The 20997-nt window shown below is 48.7% G+C and carries 21 protein-coding genes; 5 read left to right on the plus strand and 16 right to left on the minus strand.

From position 1 onward, the window contains the following. Nucleotides 1-77: 77 nt before the first annotated feature. The 9 genes from V8Z93_RS11690 to holA form a co-directional block, all read right to left on the minus strand. Nucleotides 78-878 (minus strand): prephenate dehydrogenase, encoded by an 801-nt coding sequence (locus V8Z93_RS11690; protein ID WP_203039894.1) that lies wholly within the window; start codon nt 876-878, stop codon nt 78-80. Nucleotides 879-898: 20 nt separating this feature from the next. Next, a complete protein-coding gene (locus tag V8Z93_RS11695; protein WP_203039895.1) occupies nt 899-1966 on the minus strand; it encodes a bifunctional 3-deoxy-7-phosphoheptulonate synthase/chorismate mutase type II in 1068 nt (355 codons plus the stop codon). A 22-nt stretch (nt 1967-1988) separates the two neighbouring features. Further along, a complete protein-coding gene (locus V8Z93_RS11700) occupies nt 1989-3158 on the minus strand; it encodes a pyridoxal phosphate-dependent aminotransferase (protein WP_439431590.1) in 1170 nt (389 codons plus the stop codon). Nucleotides 3159-3215: 57 nt separating this feature from the next. Beyond that, nucleotides 3216-4049: a prephenate dehydratase gene (locus tag V8Z93_RS11705; protein WP_203039897.1), complete on the minus strand. Its 834-nt coding sequence runs from the start codon at nt 4047-4049 to the stop codon at nt 3216-3218. A 478-nt stretch (nt 4050-4527) separates the two neighbouring features. Further along, nucleotides 4528-4800, minus strand: a complete 273-nt coding sequence (locus tag V8Z93_RS11710) for a hypothetical protein (RefSeq protein WP_439431591.1) — start codon at nt 4798-4800, stop codon at nt 4528-4530. Between the two features lie 60 nt (nt 4801-4860). Beyond that, on the minus strand, nt 4861-5769 hold the full coding sequence (locus tag V8Z93_RS11715; RefSeq protein WP_203051205.1) for a dihydroorotate dehydrogenase: 909 nt from the start codon (nt 5767-5769) through the stop codon (nt 4861-4863). A 54-nt stretch (nt 5770-5823) separates the two neighbouring features. Next, the gene (locus V8Z93_RS11720; protein WP_203039900.1) at nt 5824-6600 is read right to left on the minus strand and encodes a dihydroorotate dehydrogenase electron transfer subunit; all 777 of its coding nucleotides are present in this window, start codon (nt 6598-6600) and stop codon (nt 5824-5826) included. A gap of 382 nt (nt 6601-6982) precedes the next feature. Continuing rightward, nucleotides 6983-7570 carry a helix-turn-helix domain-containing protein gene (locus V8Z93_RS11725; RefSeq protein WP_439431592.1) on the minus strand — a complete coding sequence of 196 codons (588 nt, stop codon included), beginning with the start codon at nt 7568-7570 and terminating at the stop codon, nt 6983-6985. Between the two features lie 1023 nt (nt 7571-8593). Then, the gene (gene holA, locus V8Z93_RS11730; RefSeq protein WP_203039901.1) at nt 8594-9622 is read right to left on the minus strand and encodes a DNA polymerase III subunit delta; all 1029 of its coding nucleotides are present in this window, start codon (nt 9620-9622) and stop codon (nt 8594-8596) included. A 164-nt stretch (nt 9623-9786) separates the two neighbouring features. Between holA and V8Z93_RS11735 the strand changes: the two genes are divergently transcribed. The 4 genes from V8Z93_RS11735 to V8Z93_RS11750 all read left to right on the plus strand — a co-directional run bounded on the left by V8Z93_RS11735 (nt 9787) and on the right by V8Z93_RS11750 (nt 13172). Further along, complete coding sequence (locus V8Z93_RS11735; RefSeq protein ID WP_203051206.1) at nt 9787-10245, plus strand: type I restriction enzyme HsdR N-terminal domain-containing protein; 459 nt, start codon at nt 9787-9789, stop codon at nt 10243-10245. A gap of 249 nt (nt 10246-10494) precedes the next feature. After that, nucleotides 10495-11748 carry a nucleotide sugar dehydrogenase gene (locus V8Z93_RS11740; RefSeq protein ID WP_439431593.1) on the plus strand — a complete coding sequence of 418 codons (1254 nt, stop codon included), beginning with the start codon at nt 10495-10497 and terminating at the stop codon, nt 11746-11748. 74 nt (nt 11749-11822) lie between these two features. Continuing rightward, nucleotides 11823-12290, plus strand: coding sequence for a MaoC family dehydratase (locus V8Z93_RS11745; RefSeq protein ID WP_203051207.1), 468 nt, complete (start codon nt 11823-11825; stop codon nt 12288-12290). A gap of 6 nt (nt 12291-12296) precedes the next feature. Beyond that, nucleotides 12297-13172 carry a DnaJ domain-containing protein gene (locus tag V8Z93_RS11750; RefSeq protein WP_439431594.1) on the plus strand — a complete coding sequence of 292 codons (876 nt, stop codon included), beginning with the start codon at nt 12297-12299 and terminating at the stop codon, nt 13170-13172. 118 nt (nt 13173-13290) lie between these two features. On the opposite strand, the gene V8Z93_RS11755 is transcribed toward V8Z93_RS11750, so the two are convergent. From V8Z93_RS11755 to V8Z93_RS11775, 5 genes are all read right to left on the minus strand, one after another. Further along, complete coding sequence (locus V8Z93_RS11755) at nt 13291-13851, minus strand: DUF5675 family protein (protein ID WP_439431595.1); 561 nt, start codon at nt 13849-13851, stop codon at nt 13291-13293. 62 nt (nt 13852-13913) lie between these two features. Continuing rightward, the gene (locus V8Z93_RS11760) at nt 13914-16625 is read right to left on the minus strand and encodes a hypothetical protein (protein ID WP_439431596.1); all 2712 of its coding nucleotides are present in this window, start codon (nt 16623-16625) and stop codon (nt 13914-13916) included. Beyond that, complete coding sequence (locus tag V8Z93_RS11765) at nt 16607-17068, minus strand: hypothetical protein (protein WP_439431597.1); 462 nt, start codon at nt 17066-17068, stop codon at nt 16607-16609. Before V8Z93_RS11765 ends, V8Z93_RS11760 begins: the two co-directional genes overlap by 19 nt. 35 nt (nt 17069-17103) lie before the next feature. Then, nucleotides 17104-17622, minus strand: a complete 519-nt coding sequence (locus V8Z93_RS11770) for a spore coat protein (protein ID WP_439431598.1) — start codon at nt 17620-17622, stop codon at nt 17104-17106. A gap of 197 nt (nt 17623-17819) precedes the next feature. Next, entirely contained in the window at nt 17820-18281 is a 462-nt protein-coding gene (locus V8Z93_RS11775; protein ID WP_439431599.1) for a hypothetical protein, read from the minus strand. Between the two features lie 455 nt (nt 18282-18736). Between V8Z93_RS11775 and V8Z93_RS11780 the strand changes: the two genes are divergently transcribed. Beyond that, entirely contained in the window at nt 18737-18931 is a 195-nt protein-coding gene (locus tag V8Z93_RS11780; RefSeq protein ID WP_439431600.1) for a hypothetical protein, read from the plus strand. 12 nt (nt 18932-18943) lie between these two features. On the opposite strand, the gene V8Z93_RS11785 is transcribed toward V8Z93_RS11780, so the two are convergent. Both V8Z93_RS11785 and V8Z93_RS11790 read right to left on the minus strand, forming a co-directional pair. Beyond that, nucleotides 18944-19684: an HNH endonuclease gene (locus tag V8Z93_RS11785; protein ID WP_439431601.1), complete on the minus strand. Its 741-nt coding sequence runs from the start codon at nt 19682-19684 to the stop codon at nt 18944-18946. Between the two features lie 248 nt (nt 19685-19932). Then, the gene (locus tag V8Z93_RS11790) at nt 19933-20856 is read right to left on the minus strand and encodes an Rpn family recombination-promoting nuclease/putative transposase (protein WP_439431602.1); all 924 of its coding nucleotides are present in this window, start codon (nt 20854-20856) and stop codon (nt 19933-19935) included. Between the last annotated feature and the right edge of the window lie 141 nt (nt 20857-20997).

Below are 20997 nucleotides of genomic sequence, written 5' to 3' on the forward strand. Positions count from 1 at the left end.
CTTCCTGTATTTTCCTGTATTTTCTTGTATCTTTCCGGTACATTTCTTCTATTTTCCAGTATCTTTCCTGTACCTTCTTATTTCTGCTGTCTGATCTCGATGTCTTCCTTCACGTGGTTTCTGATTTTGGTGAGGAAGAGTTTCATGCGCTTGGCATCCTTGTGGTCGATGATATCGATGAGTTCAGCCAGCTCTTCACGAATCTGTGCCACCTGTCCCGAAGTATACGGGTTGAAGAGGATTTCCTGCAGCAGGTAATCGTCTTCGTTCAGCACGCCCTTGGCTATCTGCATGTGGCGCTTGAAGGTGGTGCCCGGAGCATCCTGATGCTTCATCACGGCGGCGAAGGCAAAGGTGCTCACGAATGGGATACTCAGCGAGTAAGCCACCGTCTGGTCGTGCTCGTCGAAGGTATATTCATGAAGGCTCAGTCCCAGCTTCTGGTAGAGATCCTTGAAGAATATCTTGCCCATATAGTCGCCCTCCTTGATGATGACTGCATTCTCCTCTGAAAGCTGGTTCAGATTGGCAAAGGTCGGGCCGAACATAGGGTGCGTGCTCACGAAGCGGAAACCGCTCTTCTCGTAAAACTCCTGCAGTCCGGTCTTTACCGAAGCTATATCGCTGATAATGCAGTCTTTAGAGAGATGTGGCAACACCTCTTCGAAGGCTGGCAGCGTATATTTTACCGTCACCGCATTGATGACCAGTTCGGGGCGGAACATCTCTATCTCTTCCATCTTGGTGAAGCGGTAACAGTTGTAGGTGAAGCGCAGTCGCTTGGCATCCTTCTCGTAAACCGCCACCTCGTGGTCGAAGCTGAGCAGGTCGATGAAAAAGCTTCCCATCTTACCTGCTCCCATGATTAATATTCTCATTTCTTCACTCTTCACTTAATTTATTTCTGATTCAGGATTTCCAACTGCTGGCGGACACTCTCCTCGTGGATATGCTCGAAAATCTGAGCAGCGAAATCTGCACTCATGCCGCAGAGGGCAGCCTGTGCACCACGCTTGTCAAGAATCTCGTTATAACGATTAGTCTGCACGATGGTCATGTTGTGCTCCTTCTTGTAGGTACCAATCTCACGGCACACGCGCATACGCTTTGCCAGGAGATCCATCAGCTGGTTGTCGAGCTCATCAATCTGGCCACGCAACTGGTGCAGGCCCTCGGTAGAATAGTGCTCGTCGCGAACCACGAGGAGGCTCAGGATGTAATCCAGCACCTCTGGAGTAACCTGCTGCTTGGCATCGCTCCATGCATCGTCTGGATTGCAGTGGCTCTCTACGATGAGTCCGTCGAAGCCCAGGTCCATCGCCTGCTGGCAGAGAGGGGCTATCAAGTCGCGGCGGCCGCCGATGTGGCTAGGGTCGCAGATGATAGGCAACTGAGGTATGCGGCGATGCAGCTCGATAGGAATCTGCCACATTGGGAGATTACGGTAGATCTTCTTGTCGAAGCTTGAGAAACCGCGATGGATGGCACCGAGTTTCTTGATACCTGCCTGGTTGATGCGCTGCAGGGCACCGATCCAGAGCTCCAGGTCTGGGTTTACAGGGTTCTTCACCAACACAGGCACGTCAACACCCTTCAGGCTGTCGGCCAATGCCTGCATGGCGAATGGGTTGGCAGAAGTACGCGCACCCACCCAAAGAATGTCGATACCATACTTCAAGGCGAGTTCCACGTGCTCAGGAGTAGCCACCTCGGTAGCGGTGAGCATACCGGTTTCCTCCTTCACCTGCTTCATCCAAGGCAAGGCCTCCTCGCCATTTCCCTCAAAGCCTCCTGGCTTGGTGCGAGGCTTCCACACACCCGCACGGAACATGTGGCAGCCCTTGGCAGCAAGCTGCTTGGCCGTTGTCATAACTTGCTCCTCAGTCTCGGCAGAGCATGGGCCTGCGATGATACAAGGGCGTTCCTGGTCACTAGGAAAATTCAATGGTTCTAATTCTAATTCCATAGTCGTATATTTTTAAATTTCTTTATTTGTCAAATACCTTCTTGATTCTCTCCAGAGCCTCCTTCATCTTTTCATCCTTGGCGCAGAGGCTGATGCGGATGTATCGCTTGCCGTTGCTTCCGAAGATGAAGCCTGGGGTGATGAAGACGCGTGCCTCGTGCAGCACCTTCTCTGTGAGGTCCTCCACATCGGCATATTTTTCAGGAATCTTGCCCCAGAGGAACATGCCCACCTGGTTAGGGTCAAACTGGCAGTCTAACACCTTCATGATTTCCTCGGCTATGTCGCGGCGGCGGCGATAGTTCTGGATGTTGTTCTCGCGGTGCCACTCGTCGGTGTTGTTGAGCATCGCCTCGGCAGCAGCCAGCTGAATGCCTCTGAAGCTTCCGTTGTCGATGTTGCTCTTCACCTTCAGAATCCACGAGATGAAGGTCTTGTTGCTCGAAATCATCGCCACACGCCAGCCCGGCATGTTGTGGCTCTTGCTCAGCGAATTGAATTCGATGCAGCAGTCCTTGGCTCCCGGCACCTGCATGATGCTCATCGGGTGTTCGTTGAGGATGAGCGAATATGGGTTGTCGTTCACCACCACGATGTTGTGCTTCTGGGCGAATGCCACCAGCTTCTCGTAGGTTTCTCGCTTCGCCACTCCGCCTGTAGGCATGTTCGGATAGTTGGTCCACATCAGCTTCACGTGGCTCAGGTCCATCTTCTCCAGGGCGTCGAAGTCGGGCTGCCATCCGTTGTCCTCACGCAGGTCGTAGTAGGTAATCTTGGTACCCAGAATCTTGTTGATGGCGGTGTAGGTGGGATAGCCCGGGTTCGGGATGAGCACCTCGTCGCCAGGGTTGCAGAAGGCGAGCGTTACATGCAGAATACCTTCCTTGCTGCCTATGAGCGGCTGTATCTCCGTAGCCCAGTCAAGGTCTACATCATACCATCTCTTGTAGAAACCAGCCATAGCCTTGCGCAGTTCCGGGATACCCACCGTAGGCTGATATCCGTGTGCGTTTGGATTGTTGGCTACCTCGCAGAGCTTGTCGATGGTCTGCTTAGAAGGCGGCATGTCTGGACTTCCGATGGCAAGGCTGATGATGTCCATGCCCTCGGCATTAAGCTTAGCCACTTCCTTCAGCTTGCGGCTGAAGTAGTATTCCTGTATTTCCGTTACTCTATTGGCTGGTTGTATCATAATTCTTATTTTTAATTCTTATCTATTAACTATCAACTGTTAACTATCAACTATCAATTATTCTTTCTCCTCATATTCTCCCAACACCTTGATCTTCTTCACCAGCGGCGTGATGGCGTCGATGCTCTGGCGGTAGCGGGTCAGGTTGTCGAAGGTGAGATCCACGTAGAAGAGATATTCCCACTCATGTCCGATGTTCGGCAGCGACTGAATCTTGGTAAGATTGATGTCGTAGAAACTCAGGATGGTGAGCACCTTGGAGAGCGAACCCTTGTCGTGAGGCAGACTGAAGACGATGCTCGCCTTATTGGCCTTCTCGATGGGGCGCAGCAGAGCGGCCTTCTGTGGATTGCAGACCACGAGGAATCGGGTGTAGTTGTGCGGATTGTCGTGGATGCCCTCCTGCAATATCTTCATGCCGTACATTCGGGCGGCATACGAAGAGCAGATGGCAGCCCATCCATGCACCTTGTGCTGAGCGATGTAAGCCGCCGAACCGGCAGTATCCTCTGCCTCCACCGCCTTGAAGTCGGGATGGTTGGCCAGGAACTTGCCACACTGCATCAGAGCCACCGGATGGGAGTGAACCTCCTGCAGGGTGTTCCAGTCGTCATCAGGCAGGCAGCAGATGCTGTGCTCGATGTGGAGCTTGTGCTCGCCCACCACGGTGGTACCGCTCTGTCGGAGCAGCTCGTAGTTGTGGAGCAGGCTTCCTGCTATGGTATTCTCGATGGCGCAGATGCCGACCACCGTAGGGTCTCGCTTGATGTTCTCGAACACCTCCTCGAAGGTGGCGCAGCAAATCAGCTCAATCTGTTCGCCCTCAAAATACTGATGGGCAGTGATGTCGTGGAACGATCCCAACTCTCCTTGTATTGCTATTCTCTTCATTGCCGTATCTCTCTATTCTATATTACCAGTTTATGAAATCTTCCGGTTTATGAAAATTGCCGGTTTACGAAAAACGGTCCAACTCTTGATAGAGCGGGACCGTTTCGATGATTTCAAAGAATCTAATATCCTAAGTTGAAATTTACACGCAACTTCCCGCTTTACAATTGCTTGCAAAGTAAAAGTAATAGCTAAAAAAGTAAGCGTTCAACTTCTTCATAATTCTTATTTGTTTAATTTGTTATTCACTCGTTGCTTTCGGGTTTCAACTCCTGAGAATCTCAACCCATAGTTTGAGTTTCGACCCCTAGAAGTCTCTACTCGTTTGCAAAAGTAATACTTTTCTTTGATACTGCCAAACAATTTGTCACTTTTTTCTTGAATTTCCTTATATTTTATGCTTTTCAGCAGTTTTTCAGCAGATTTTTAATAGAAAATCCCAAAAATCGACAGAATTTTATCAGCATTCTTTCTGCAATTATCGGCAGTGTTCTCTTCCTTCAGCCTTAAACTCGCCGCTGAGTTCCCCTATTTTCTCGGGGTTCAGCTGCAGGTATCGCTGCATATCTTTTCTGGCTCCATCCTTGTCGCCCATCTGCATCAGCAGGTTTCCCCGCTTCAGCAGATGTTCGCTCAGGGCAGCCTTGATCTCGGCATCCTCGCCGTCAGCCTCCAGTTTCTTCTCCAGCTCCACCACCTGCTGCGTGAGGGTAGCCACCAGAAGAACAGGATTCATTTCATTCAAATCCATAACTTCTATCCTATTTATATTGATATATATGTCTTATTACTTATATATAATAATGTGGATTTACTTGATGGCTCCGATGATTTCCGTCACCGATTTGCAGCCGTGGGCATCCAGCCACTCGTTCATGCCGTCCTTCACCTTCTTGGTTACGGCAGGATCCAGGAAGTTGGCAGTACCGATTTCGATGGCTGTGGCACCACACATCAGGAACTCGATGGCATCCTTGGCGTTCGAGATACCGCCCAAGCCTACCACTGGGATGTTGACGGCATGAGCCACATCATACACCATGCGCAGGGCCACAGGCTTTACGCAAGGACCGCTCAAGCCACCCGTACGGATGCTCAGCAGCGGCTGGCGCTTCTCTATATCCACCGCCATACCCATCAGCGTATTGATGAGCGAAACGGAATCGGCACCCTCTGCCTCTACGGCACGGGCGATGTCGGCAATGCTGGTAACATTAGGCGAAAGCTTCACGATAAGCGTCTTGTCGTACACCTTGCGCACCGCCTTCACCACGCTAGCCGCACCCTCGCAGGTAACGCCGAAAGCCATACCGCCATCCTTCACGTTAGGACAAGAGATGTTCAGCTCGATGGCAGGAATCTTCTCCAGCTCGTTTACGCGCGCCGCACACTCGGCATAGCTTTCAGGCGAATGTCCGCTCACGTTCACAATCATGTTGGTATCAATGTCCTTAATCTGAGGATAGATGTGCTCGCAGAAGTACTCCACGCCCTTGTTCTGAAGACCCACGCAGTTGAGCATACCCTGAGGCGTTTCAGCCATTCTAGGATAGTCATTTCCCTCACGTGGCTCCAGGGTTGTACCCTTCACGATGATGCCTCCTATTTCCTCCAGAGGAACGAAATCTGCAAACTCCAATCCGTAGCCGAAAGTACCCGATGCTGTCATCACAGGGTTCTTCAGCTTTAAATCCTTTATATTTACACTTAAATCAGCCATAATCTTCTAAATCAAATAATAATCTATTACAATTTTAGAGCATAAATGCTCGGATTAGATATCCCAGGTGAGCTGTTTGATGTTGATGACAGGGCCATCGGTGCAAACGCACTTGTGTCCCTCGGTGGTCTTCTCCACGCAGCAGAGGCAGGCACCCACGCCACACGCCATCTTGTTCTCCAGCGATACCTCGCACTCCACGCCAGCCTTCTTGGCAAAGCGCGCCACGCTCACCATCATAGGCTTAGGACCGCAGGTGGAAATCATATCAAACTGCTCGTTCTCCAGCACAGAGTGGTTGGTTACGAAACCCACCTCGCCGGCAGAGCCATCCTCGGTGGTGATGCATACCTTGCCTATCTTGGCAAACTCGTCGAGCTCCAGCAGGTCGGTATCCTTTCGGGCACCCAGCAGGAAGGTGACTTCTGCTCCGAAATCCTTAATCATCTTACCAAAATAGAGGAGCGGAGCCACGCCTACGCCACCACCCACAAGCAGGTATTTCTGCTCTTTGCGGGTAGGCATCGTGAAGCCGTTGCCCAATGGCAGCATACAGTTGAGCGTATCGCCCGCCTGCAGTTTTCCGAGCTGCTTTGTGCCGTCGCCCACCATGGCAACGAGCAGCCAGAGCTGGTTCTTCTCGCGGTCTACGAAGTTGATAGAGATAGGTCGGCGAAGCATTGTCGTAGCCGAATGATCCACTCTTACTTCCACAAACTGGCCAGGCTTCATTTCTGGCAAAGGTTTCTCGTCGGTAAGCTTAATCAACACATGCTTGTCGCTAAGGCTTTCCACAGAAACCACCTTGAGGTCGAGAACATACTTTTTCATCTTTTCGATATTATTATTATTATAATGTTATTTACTCAAGTTTCGCAAGTGAGCTCCACACGCCCTGAAAGGGCAGAAGCTCCTAGCCCAGGGCAGCGCCCTGGGTAATCATGGACGCAAGTTTGTCGCCCTGTAAGGGCAAAAGCTTCAAAAGAATCAGGCAATTTACAAAGCTTTTGCCCTTACAGGGCGCCTTGTTGATTGCTATTATCCCCAGGGCGATGCCCTGGGCTAGGAGCTTTTGGGCCTTCAGCCCGTACTTGAACCACTTGCGAAACTTCAATTATTTACTCATGTTATTGCAACCTTATTATATATTAGGTGCAAAGGTACTGCAAAAAATCGAATTTCACAAATCCGAGAGGAAGTTTTTTGCCCCGCCTTACTTCTTCGGCACAAAGGTCTCCCAGGTCTGGTCATCGTAGAAGATGCGGATTTCCGTTATCCTGCGCTGCGGTTTGTCCACTATTTTAACCGCCGCATTGGCGATATTTTTAGGTGTCCTTTTTACACCGTGCATCTGAGGCTGGTCGAAGAGCGATGGAGAAGCAGGAGAGGAATCCTGTCCGTCTGCCCCGAAATCCAGCGATGGCTCCATGGCGCCGCCTGCCACGCCGCCTGCCCCCGGCATGCCGCCCTGAGCACCCATACCCGCTGATGCAGAAGCACCTCCATACATATCCAGCGAATCCTCGGCGCCCATGCCGCCAGCCCCCGCAGAAGCCCCGGATGATGATGCCGCGGCACCACCTTCCACCTTATTAATATACATAGGAGGAGTACCGAAAAGCAACCACTCGGTGTTCACCTGAGGGAACTTTTTCTTGATCGCATCCACGATGTCGAGCGTAGGTTTGGTACGGTCGTTGAAGATGTTGCTCAGGGTTGCTGTCGACTTTCCGATGAGCTGAGCGAAACTCTGCTGGTTGAGTTTCTGGTCCTCCATAATCTGTCTGATTCTATCTTTCATGCCACTCAAAATTTTCAGTTTATACGATGTTTCAATCGATGTTTAATTTCCGAACAGGGCGTTTTTTGCCCCATTTTTCTAAGATTTTACAAAGGTAAAGCAAAAATTTGGTTATACCAAACTTTTCTGCAAAAATTTAGTTTTTTAAACTTTACGTTTATGTTTTCAAATTTATAAACCACCATTTATAGATGTAAGTTTTCTGATTCAGATTTATATATCTGATTTTACCTTTCTAAATTAGTTACAAAGCTTTTCTTGATGCAAAAGAAGTAAATCGCTGATTTCCAAAGCCTATTTTAGCCAAAAAGTAGGCATTTTATGGGCGTATGCACTTTGATATGTCTATTTTTGAGAAAACAGATTGAAGCTTGAAATAACTAAAATATATAACTCACTGGGTTTCACATACTTCCAAGTTTAAAATCATCAATGTATATTTATACATTTATACCATCAAATCATGATATTCACGTTTATATTTATAAATCTGAACATCATTTACCTACATAAAGTTTTCTCTAATTTACTTTTATAAACTAAATCACCGATTTATATTTATTCTATTTATAATTATAAATTATAGATATATAAACCTTAAAGAATGCAAACGCTAAATTTTGGGGGTCAAACGATGGCAAATTTTTCCATTTTGAGCGTTTTCAAGCCCGCAGGCCGAGTTTTGGGCAAATTTGCGAGTATTGAAGGGGGTTATTTTCGATAACCAGTTGATATACACCATAGTTAGGTATGATTTCACCGAAATCCGGAAAATCACCATCTAGATGAGAAAACCACGAAAACGAGACTCTGCACGAGAGAAAAACAAAAAAAATAGCGCCCGTTTTCTCGTCAACGAACGCTATTTCCATCTCTTTTTGGAGGCTAAACACCCTCCCCGATTCCAGATCATTTCATTTTCCAAACAAAAGGGAGAAGGAGCAAAAATCGCTCCCCCTCCCACCCTTCTTCGCCGACTCGTCAATAGCCGCAAACCGAGTCGGGAACGAAGTTGTTTTTTCACTAATGAAGGATGAAAAAGATGAGTTCCTTCATCAGTTCGCCAGCCGAAGTAAACGGATTGTCGATGCCCTTACTCTTCGCATCCACCTCCTTCATCTTCTCGATAATCTGCATCACCTTCACGCCGGAATAGTTTCTCATTCCCGTCAGATAATCGCGCACGCCCCAGGTTCCTTTCAAATCCAGGAATTTTGCAAACTCATTTTCGTTCTGCTTGTTGGGTGCATAATAGGCTATCATCAGATTCTGAAAGTAAGAAAAGAGCAACGGGAGAATCGCAAAGAGCGAACCCGTCTTCGGGTTGCTGTCAAAATACTTTATTATCTGATTTGCCTTGAAAACGTCGCGTTGGATGATGGCATTGCGAAGCTCGAAGGCATTGAAGTCTTTGCTCACACCGATTTCCCTCTCCACCACATCAGGGGTAACCCTGCGGTCGGACTCGCCCAGCGAGATGAGCAGCTTGTCGAGCTCCGAGGTGAGACGGTGGAGATCGGCTCCGATATGGTCGGCTATCATCTGCACCGCCTTCGGCTCTATCGTAGCCTTCCTTGCCTTCAGATAGGTCTCGATGAAGCCAGGCAGCTGCCGGTCGTAGAGTTTCTTGCTTTCAAAGACCACGCCCACCTTTTCTGCTCGGGGCAGGAGCTTCTTTCTTCGGTCTATCGTGCCGTTTTTATGACAAATCACGAGCACGGTAGACTTCACCGGCTTTTCCAGATACCGCTCCAGCGCCTCCAGGCTCTTCAGGTTCTGCGCCTCCTTCACTATCACCACTCTATACTCGGCCATCATCGGATAGCCCTTACACTGGTCCACTATCTGAACCGCCGTGGTATCCGCGCCGAAGAGCACCGTCTGGTTGAAATCACGCTCCTCGGGCTGCAGCACCGACTCCGCAATATAGTCGCAGATCTTGTCGATATAGAAAGGTTCGTCGCCCATCAGCACATAGACGGGCGCAAACTCACGAGCCTTCAATGATTTCATCACCGACTCGTAACTTATTGCACTTTTCTTTTCTGCCATTGATTTATTTTTTGTATCTTTGCAATGTTATTCAGATGCAGCCCCGGAGTCAGCCCATGAGTTTGCCCATGGCATGCCCCAGGAGGCCTGCATTTCCACCTGCAAAGGTACAAAAATAAATCGAACTATATATATAATAAGGTAGAGAAATTTAAAAAAGAGATATGATTCGCTTAAACTTGCCAACTTTCGACATCAAGGTTTCGGGCACCCGACAGCAGCCCAGAATCCTGGATGTGCTGCGCAGAAAATACGTGGCGCTCACTCCCGAGGAGTGGGTGCGCCAGCATTTCGTCCACTTCCTCATAGAGCACAAGGGCTATCCTGCCGGACTGCTTGCCAACGAGATTCAGCTCAAAAGCGGCGACAAGGTGCTGCGTGCCGACAGCGTGCTCTATAGCCGCGACCTGCGCCCCAGGATGATTATCGAGTACAAGGCGCCCCACATCCCCATCACCCAGAAGGTGTTCGACCAGATATCCGTATATAACCTTCTGCTCCACGTAGACTTCCTGGTGGTGAGCAACGGGCTGGAGCATTACATCTGCAAGATGGACTACGAGGGTAAAAAATATGTATTCCTTGAAGACATCCCCGAATACTCCGATTTATTGACAATATAAGAAAAAGGGGCAACGAGGCATCCCCTCCGTTTCCATCCCATTTTTCCATCATTACCCACAAAACACCCCATTTATCCCCCTTCAAAATTCGCATATTTCCGGGCAACTGTACGGCTGCTCAGAAATACGCAAATTTTGGAGGGGCTTTTTTGCTGCAAATACAGTTATTTTTTAATAAAAATCAGCGCTACATTTTGTTTTCTACCTATTTATTATTATCTTTGCAGAAATTTTAAATTCAAAAAAGTAATGGCAACAGACAATATGAAAATAGCCGTAGCCGGTACAGGCTATGTAGGACTCAGCATCGCTACGTTGCTAAGCCAGCACCACCAGGTAGTGGCCGTGGATGTGGTTCCGGAAAAAGTGGAACTCATCAACAACAGAAAGTCACCTATCCAGGACGACTATATCGAGAAGTACCTGGCAGAAAAGGAACTCAACCTCAAGGCTACCACCGATGGAGCAGAAGCCTATAAGGACGCCGACTTCGTGGTAATCGCCACACCTACTAACTACGACCCCGTGAGAAACTACTTCGACACATCACACGTAGAAGAGGTGATAGAACTCGTAAAAGAGGTGAATCCCGATGCCATCATGGTTATCAAGAGCACCATCCCAGTGGGCTACTCCGAAAACATCCGCAAGAAGATGAACTGCGACAACATCATCTTCGCCCCAGAATTCCTTCGCGAAAGCAAGGCCCTCTACGACAACCTCTACCCTAGCCGCATCATCGTGGGCAGACCCGAGGGCGACGAACGCCTCGACAAGGCAGCCCACATCTTCGCAGCCCTGCTACAGGAGGGAGCCATCAAGCAGAACATCGACACCCTCTTCATGGGACTCACCGAGGCTGAGGCAGTGAAGCTCTTCGCCAACACCTACCTCGCCCTGAGAGTAAGCTACTTCAACGAGCTGGATACATACGCCGAAATGAAGGGACTCGACACCAAGGCGATTATCGACGGTGTGGGACTGGACCCGAGAATCGGCACCTTCTATAACAACCCATCCTTCGGCTATGGCGGCTACTGTCTGCCAAAGGATACCAAGCAGCTGCTCGCCAACTATGCCGACGTGCCTGAAAACCTGATCCAGGCCATCGTAGAGAGCAACCGCACCCGCAAGGATTTCATCGCCGACCGCGTGCTCAACATGGCTGGCTACTACGACTATGCCAACCAGAACAACTACAATGAGGCAGAAGAGAAGCCTTGCACCATCGGCGTTTACCGCCTCACGATGAAGAGCAACAGCGACAACTTCCGCCAGAGCAGCATCCAGGGCGTGATGAAGCGCATCAAGGCAAAAGGTGCCCAGGTGATTATCTACGAGCCGACGCTGAAGAGCGGAAGCACCTTCTTCGGAAGCCTCGTAGTGAACGACCTGGAGGAGTTCAAGCGCCAGAGCCATGCCATCATCGCCAACCGCTACGACAAGTGTCTGGACGATGTGAAGGAGAAGGTATACACCCGCGATATCTTCAGAAGAGACTGATTTGAGTTAATAGTTTATAGTTTATAGTTAAAAGCGGAAGACTGAAAATAACAAATTATTAAAATAGATAAAAAATGGCAAAGTTAGTTATCAATTCCTATGAGGAATTTGCTTCTCACCTGGGTGAGAAATTAGGAGAGTCAGAATGGTTGCAGATCGACCAGGATCGTATCAACAAGTTTGCAGACGCCACCCTCGACCCACAGTGGATCCACGTAGACGTAGAGCGTGCCAAGGTAGAAAGCCCTTACCACAGCACCATCGCCCACGGCTACCTCACCCTCTCGGTGTTGCCTTACCTCTGGCAGCAGATCATCGAGGTGAACAACATCAAGATGCTCGTTAACTACGGCATGGACGAGATGCGCTTCGGCCAGCCGGTAATCACCGGTTCACGCGTTCGCCTCGTGGCAACACTCCACGAGATTCAGAACCTGCGCGGCATCTGCAAGACCAGCATCAAGTTTACCATCGAGATTGAAGGCCAGCGCAAGCCAGCCCTTTCAGGCATCGCCCAGTTCCTCTATTATTTCGAGAACTAAGCTAGCATGGCTGCAGGAAAATGGATAGGAGGTTTCCTCGGTTTCATCACCGGCGGACCTCTTGGCGCCCTTGCCGGCTTTGCCCTGGGCTCACTCTTCGACCATGGCATGGACGAGGTGAACAAGCCGGGCAATGGCGGGGGCGACCGCAATGAATACTCCAACGCCTACGAAGCCTACAGCGGCTACGGAAGAAGCCAGCAGGGATACCAGCAGCAGGGCTACGGCCAGCAGCGCGCCTACGAGGGCGAACGCAACAGTTTCATGTTCTCGCTTCTGGTATTGTCTTCGTATATCATTGCCGTGGATGGCAAGATTATGCATTCCGAGATGGAGCTGGTGCGCCGGTTCCTGCTCCAGAACTTCGGCGAATCTGCCAAGAAGCAGGGCGAGGAGATACTTCTCAAGCTCTTTGAGCAGCAGAAGCGTATGGGCATGCAGCAATATCGCAGCGTGATACACGACAGCTGCCATCAGATACGTGCCAACATGATGTACGAGCAGCGCCTGCAGCTGCTTAATTTCCTGGTGATGATAGCCCAGGCCGACAACGTGGTTTCTCCAGAAGAGGTACAGGCCCTGAAGGAGATAGCCATCCACATGGGTCTGGAGCCATCGGATGTTGACCAGATGCTGGGCATGCATGGCGGCAGCAGTTCATCGGCATCATCCGACACATCGCTTGATGATGCCTACCGCATCCTGGGCGTTACGCCCGATGCCTCTAACGACGAGGTGAAGGCAGCCTATCGCAAGATGGCGCTGAAGCATCATCCCGACAAGGTGGCAGCTCTGGGCGAGGACGTGCGCCGTGCCGCAGAGAAGAAGTTCCAGGAAATCAATGATGCCAAGGATAAAATCTACAAGGCAAGGGGGATTTAACCTGGAATTTATGTCAGCAAGTCTGTAGCCTGTTAAGGGCAAAAAGCATAAAAAATAGAGGGTGTGTCAAAAGTACATGACACACCCTCCTCTTTTTTATATCAGATGAAGAAGAAATCTAGATGATGGTAATCCAGATGGATTCCTCCTTCTGCTGCGCCTCCTCTATCAGTTTCATCAGCCGGTGAAGCCAGATGCGGGAGTTCACCACCATACCCTTCAGCTTGTTCTCGCCCACCAGGATGCAGCCCTGGGTATCGTCGGGATAGTTGCCGGCATGGATGCGGATGCCCTCGAAATTCGGCACGCCCTGCAGATAAGGCAGCCACTGCTTGAACCTCGGCGACATCGTGACAAGCACCCGATAACTGCCTTCGGGGATGGCGGTGTGGCCCGGAATCTTTCTTGCCACCTTGCCACTCTCCCTGCTATACTTGCCGTTCTCCTCCTCGGGCTTCAATTCCACCCCCTTCAGGTTGCGCCACGTAGGCTCCAGGGTGTCGCAGAAGTAAGCGTCCTTCGACAACTTCTGCAAGTCAAACTGATGAAGAAAACTTCTCTTGTCGCCCGCCTTCTTGCCCGAAAGCGCCTTGCGCTTCACGTCGGCATCGGGCAAGATATAGAGGCGGCCGATGGTATAAGAATTCTTCTTCGCTATACGCTCTAAAACTATTTCCATACTATATTAAGGTATAATGTACAACTATAAACTCTTAACTATAAACTCTTAACTATAAACTCTTAACTCTCAATAACCACCCCATCCTTTCTGAATTTCAGCTTGATGAAGCAATCTGAACTGTAAGAACCGTAAGAACTGTAAGAACCGTCAGATGTTCCGCCAGATGTTCCGCCTGCTGCACCGCCTTTATTTCCAGCTTTTCTGCGTTCAATATAGCCTCGATGCACCCAGGCATACAGCATGTTCTTCGTGCCGTCGGCACTCAAGCCGTTCTTCTGACGAACCTCCACAGCCTGCTGATACATAAACTCATCGGGCAACTGCTGCAGCAGATTGCTGGGACCATGACTCGTACTCTTCTCGGCACTCATCGAAGCCGTCTTGATGCCATCCTCAAAGAATCGCATCTTGCAATACAGGTCATACTGCTCGCTCCAACGGATAAACTCCTCTATCTCAGGCTCCCATCTGAACCCGTTAGCCACGTAAAGCACACAGGCCTTCAGATAACCTATCACATTGCCACGGAAGGTGAAATTCTCATAAATGCGGTTCTGCGACAGACGCGAAAACTCGGCATTCTCATCCTTCAGCTTCATAGCAAGATCAAAAGCCTCCTGGCACTCCACCAGTCCCGAAGCCTTGCAAAGATTCTCGATGTAAGGCTTCAACTGCTCCTTGAACTCATCGTCGTAAGTGCCATAGATGGGAATATCCTCGCCTATGAGACGCTCGGGGATGGTGCAGAAGTTGATACGGCTGACAGGACCATCCGTCAACACCTTCGAGAAATAACGTTTGCCCTTCTCTATGGTGGTGGAAGCATTCCAGTTAAAACGGATGGTAACACGCTCGGTAATACTCTGCAGGCCTACTCTCGTCTGTCCATATTCATTACCCGGGTCAAAGGCGAGACACATGATGCGGAATTGCTGGTTGCCGATACCCTTCAGGGCATCAAACTGGTCTATCTCGTTGAGCGAAGTATAGAGAAAATGCCCCTGAGCCTCGGCGGTACGCATCACGAAAGCCGGATTGGTCATATCGGCATCAATCATCTGGATAATCAGATTTTCAGGACGCTTACGCTTATCCTTGTTGGCACCCTTGCGCATCATCTCATCCTTCCACTCCTTTTCACGTTTCAGGTTTTCCATGTCGCGCTTGCGGATATCCTCCATAATCAGCGAAATCGGCATCTGCACGCAGCTTTTGCCTGCACCCGTACCCGCTAACAGACAGCACATTAACGTGGCTTCATGCTCCACATTATCAATGTATCTGAATCTTGTTTTCCAAAGATGAGTAGCCAGAGGAGGGAAGATGGCATGCGCCACGGCAGGCTGATAAATCTCCGGCGTTTTCGAGACAAGGAGTTCCACAAGCTTGGGAAGCTTCTGGGGCATGGGTGGCGGAGCAGGATATTCATCATCGCCATCATTACCTTGAGCATTGAGGTTTGAGCTTTTAACTTTAAACTGTAAACTGTCAACTTGCTGAATGGCCGCCTTCTCTGCCGTAGCATTGATACGGATTACATCACGGGAAAAAGGCTTCGAACTGTCTCCATATTTTGCATAGAAATCATGAATCAGCTGATGGCAGTCACGCTCCCCGTAATAGCTCGGCATTTTCTTCGCCACCACCTTCATCAGCTCGTCCTCTCCCATTACTCTAGAAGCTCCTGCGCTCATAATAGCGAGCAGGGAAGAATGACGGGAACCGATGGTATCGATATCCATTCCCTGCAATCCCGCCGCCTCCTTGAAGAGTTCGAAAGCTATGAGATTCTTCTCACTAGCTTCTTGGATTGCCACTCCGCCAGCATTCTGATTATCTCCAGCAGGGCCGAGATGAGAATCATTAACACGATGGCTATCACCAGGTTGGGCAGGCTGAACAGCAGTGCCAGCATAAACAGCGTTATCGCCGTTAGTGCCCTGAAATCGATTGTCTTCACTTTGAACATTGTCATTACTTTGAACTTTATGATTACTATTAACATTTTCACTTCCCGCAGAATGAATCTGTGGAATCTGTGAAATCTGTGGGAAATTTTGTTTGCCCCTGCCGTCAATCGTCAGCCCCCTCTTCACGAAGGCCTCTCTTCTCAACGAAATCTCCTCTGCGGGCAGCACAGCATACCACTCCTTAGAGCGGTAAATCTCGGAATCCTTATCCGTGATAAAGATGATTCTCTCGGGCGTGATGCAGCTCTTGTCATAGGGAATCCCCGATGCCTCGCAATACGCACGCTGCGTCTCCTCGATGGTCATCCCCACCGGCATTCGGATATCAATGTGCAGCTTCTTTCTGGCCGAATACTCCAGATGCAGCAGCTTGCCTTTCCAGATGGTGTCGCTGCAGTTCAGCTCACGAGCCTTCTCCAATGCCTTCTCCACATACTCCGCATCATCCACATCCACGGTGGTCTGAAACAGGAAACTTTCCGGATCAGCATCGCCCTGCGAACGGTGGTTGTTTCTGAAGCAGGAGTAGTGGATGGCTCTGAAAGGCAACTGTTTCTTCAGTTCCTCCCTAGCCTTCGCCAGCGCTTTCTCATCCTGAGCATTCTTCTCATCCGAAGCATTCGAAACATCCTGAGCATTCACGCCAGCTATCGGTTTCTCGCCACGAATCTGCTCTATCACCCCCTTCAACCACGGCTGGGCTATCAGCTGGTCGTACACCGCCAGGGGCTGGGAAGAGTTGATTCTTCCCATGTTGCCCTTGCGTGCAGGGTTCAGCGCCATTACTTGTACTCTTCCCATGCAATGTCCTCCTTAAACTTCTTAACCTTACCTCTCATCTCCAGCACCTCTTTGTAAAGGTACTTCATGATGTCTGCCTTGTTCATCTCCTTTGGGAAGGAGAATGAAGCGAACACACGCTGCGGTGAAGTTCTAAGGGCACCATGCGAGGTATGGATAATCTCCGTATACTTCTTCTCGCCCGTCTGCGCATAAGGCTTGAAGTCGAGCTGGTCGCCGAAATCACCACCGCTGCACACCAGTCTGCCCGGAATCACCTTCGGATTATCCGAGATAATCTCCGCATCGTTCCATGGCGACTTGCGGATAGCGATGTTACCACACTCGTCAGTAATGATACTGGCATCCACCTTCTGGGCGTTCAAAAGCGCCTGCTTTGCAGCCTGAGCTGCATTCTTAGCCATTGCAGCCTGAGCTGCAGCGTCAAAACTAGTCTTACTCATATAAACAAATATATAAAAGTTTTAGAAAATATGTATTAATCAAAAATCTGGTCGTTGATGATGAGCATCCCCGTCACATCCATATAGATGTTGATAGGCTCCAGGATGGTGTTGTCTGATATCATCGCCACGCCCTGTGCCTCATGGATAAACGACATCGTAGGGTCCTTCAGGTTCTTCTTCACGAATCCCAGCACCCACTTGGCAGCCAGCTTCTCTTTGGCGTATTCGGCATCCATCAGGTCGACAACCACCGTCTCGTCGCAGAAGTTGAAGTCAGCAGCCACGTTCTTCTTTCTGCCGGCGGCTTCCACACCCATGACCTCATCGCTGTAGAAAAGGTTGTGCTGGTTCTTCTTCGCAGGCTTCATCACCACATTGAAGTTTTTCAGTTCTCCTTCTGAGTCGGCAATAACCTCGAAGAGTTGCTGCGCCGTCTTCACGAAGATTTTCTTCACATCGAAGAGGTCGTAGTAAATTCTGTCCTCTTCCACCACCACTCTGAGCTTTCCGTACTGCGGATGCTCAAAAATATAAGGAATCAGTTCTTTCATATCTGATACTTATTTTATATGATTGAGGCTGCGACCATTCGCCAAATTCCATACGCCAGAAGTGGTACCAGGTTTCCGGATACAGAAAAGCCCCGCAACCAGCTTTATCAACTGATTGCGGGGCAAAGATACGGCGAATTTTCCAGGGCATATATCCCACTTTATCCCAAACATTATCCCACCGCAGGAATATTCTTTCAGAACAGGGAGTCAATCAACTCATGACCTTGCGGAAGAGGCATGTTGCGGCGCTGCTTTCGCAGGTCGCGCAAGCCTTTCTCCTCGAAAAGGTCCTCCACCAGCTTCGTGGGGAAAGAAGAACGCAGCACCCATATCGGCTCATGGGTTACGGCATCATTCTTCACTTCATCCCCCGACCATAATCTGCCGATGAAATAAGCCAGCAAAGTCTTGCTTCTCATCAATCCGTGCAGATGTCCCGACGGAGTCATCGCCAGCAGGCCTTTTTCCATCGCCTTCTGGATAATGCGCACCTTATCCGGGTCCCCAACGAGACTCAGCAAGTTAGCTTCACTGTCGCCACACTGCTGCTGCCGGCATGCCATTTTCAAAACCACGACCTCTTTTTCAAGGTCATCCAGCATCATCCTACACTGTCTGATGCCATTTTCCACCTGAATAAGTCTATCTTCCAACATACTTCTTATCAAGTTTAATCCCACGATTACCTTGAATAAGCAATGTTTCTCCCGTTATCTGCTCAATGAGTAAGCGCTTACCTTGACCGGCTAGCGTTCACACACTGCAAGACAAGGATACTCCACTTTGAAGTACGGTTGCAAAGATATAAAAAAAATCGCTTCTTGTCAAGAGTTTCAGGGTGACATCTTGGGTGACATCGGGGTAGCAACGCAAAGGAAGCCTATCTCAAAGGCAAAGGAGCGTTGCGAATTCTTTACGTAACACTCCTGCCAATTCCAATTAACCCAAGTTTGACAGGTTGAAGAATCTTTCATTTTTTTAGTGTAATTATTCAGGATGACAGATTCTCCGAATGTTTATAAATGCGCGAAAAACATAAGAAAAATCAAAAAGTTTCCGTGTTAGCTTTTTCTTTCATACCTTCGCGCCATCAAACCAAACGAATAGAAATATGAATAAAGTATCAAATGACATCAAATGGTTTTGCAACCAGTTGCGACAGGCAGAGCAGATTCTGAATAATGCGTTAGAAAGATCTGAGGAGTTTTCAGAACATGACAAGCGTATCATAGATAGGATTAGAGGGGATGTTGACATGGTTGACCTCACCTTGCTGCAATTGCTTTCTCCCATAGCTCCAGGTTGAGCTATGGGAACCTTATAATAAGAAGCAATTCTCATTGTGATATTTGAGATATTTCAAATGCTGATTTTCCAACTTTACTAAATGTAAATCGCTGGTAAGTCCTATGGCTTCTCTGTCAAACTTGTCCAACAAACGGGAATACATAATTTTTCCCGTCTGGGTGAAAGAAATATACCCAAGGTCAAACAACTTGTCATAATTCGGCAGCAGGAGCAAGCCGTTGTAAGTATCCAGCCGTTCCTGGTTGTCAGCATCTCTCCAAGGCTTTATGTGGGAAGCGATGAGCATCCAAGTAAAAGGACACTGACTGATAGCACAACCATGCCAATATGCTATCAATTCATTTCTGAATATTCCTTGTCCTATCCTTGACTTTACGATGGAATCTTTTTCAGTAGCCTTGATATTATTGTCGTTTTCTACAGCTTTTATTTCTGTCAAGATAGAATCTTCCATCCGTTTATGATAATCAGAATTGACAAATGCTAGAAATTTATTCAAACCTGCCCTAAAATCAGATAAACTTTTCTTACTGGTATAGACAGTTCTTTCCTGACGCTTCAGATCTTCCTGACGCAAAATTTCGTCAATCTTTTCTTGTGTCAATGTTTCGTCTAAAGCATAGTCATGTGCCAAGAACTTCATTCTTGTTACATAATCGCAACTGGTTTTCTTTGCTATTCCGCCAAACTCCACCATATAGTGGTAAAAATCAGCCTGCAGATCCATATATTTTTCTAAATTTGCCATCATATCAACTATTTTATATTGAGAGCAAAGGTACGTTTTTTATTTGAGACTGGCAAGAGTTTTCTTAGAAAAGATTCGAAAAAATATGGTGGGGCTTCATGGCATCAGAAATTTTATCAAGGAAATGAGCAAAACAAGGTGCTTTATAAAGCTTTTGCCCCTTCAGGGCGCAGGGCGAAATGCGATGATACCCAGGGCGATGCCCTGGGCTACGAGCTTCTGCCCCTTCAGGGCGTGTGGGGCAATAGAAATTACATCAACTGCTGCATCTGGCTCTCCGTCAACCCCGTTATCTCCATTACCGTTGCTGCATCCATGCCTTTTGACAGCATATTCTTAGCAATCTCAATACTTCTTTGGCTTTTGCCTACTTCTTCGCCTTTTGCCATGCCCTTTTCCATGCCTTGCTTTATGCCTTTTTCCATGCCCTTTTCCATGCCTTTTTCCATGCCTTTTTCCATGCCTTGCTGATAGCTATCGTACTGAAGGGTCTTCTCTACCCTTACAGAATCCCAGAATTTGTCGTAGGCTCTGAGTTCGGCATCTGTAAAGCCGGAGATTTTCAACTCCTCTACGGCTTTTCCTATCTCCGGGTCACGAAGCAGATCGGAAGGAATCTCCTGCGTATTGGCATTGATTTCCGTCAGGAAACGGAGCCACAATACCATCATGCGCTTGTCGGAGATGGAATGAGGAGTGAACTTAGGAAGCTCTATGAAGGTGAAATGCAGACCTTCGATTACCTTGTTGCTATCCTTGTCGTGCACGATGCGATAGTTGTGGATGAATTCAGGAGTATCACGCTCGAAGATGTCATTCACAAGATTCAGGGAATATACCGGTTGCAGATCGCTGTATTTCTCGCGCTTCATCGCCTGACTCACGTAGAGCTTGGAGGCATTGAACAGTACACGCTGTTTGAAAACGTTAGACCACTCCATCTGCATCTCTACGCAAAATTTCCTTTCTCTGGCATCAGTGCAGAGCACATCTACTATCGTATTCTTGTGGCCTTCCAGTTCGGGCACAAGTTCCGTTGGCAGATACTCTATCTCGTGTATCTGCTCTTCTTCGCTGAGTGGCAGAAGGGCGTTCAGGAGGCTGATCAGTCTTTTAGGATGATTGCCGAATATTTTCTTGAACGTAAGGTATGCCTTAGGGTCTAAGTACTTCATAACCTTTCTGTTTTAAAATGATACGGTTCTATTTTTAAATACTACCGCAAAATTACGCTTTTATTTTGAAACCTGCAAGAAAATCGGGAGAAAAGTTTCAAAAAATGGTGGGTGCAATAGTTTCCCCCCGGACGGCAGGAC

Origin of the sequence: Segatella copri, assembly GCF_051861805.1 — a bacterium.
GTDB classification, from domain to species: Bacteria; Bacteroidota; Bacteroidia; order Bacteroidales; family Bacteroidaceae; genus Prevotella; species Prevotella copri_M.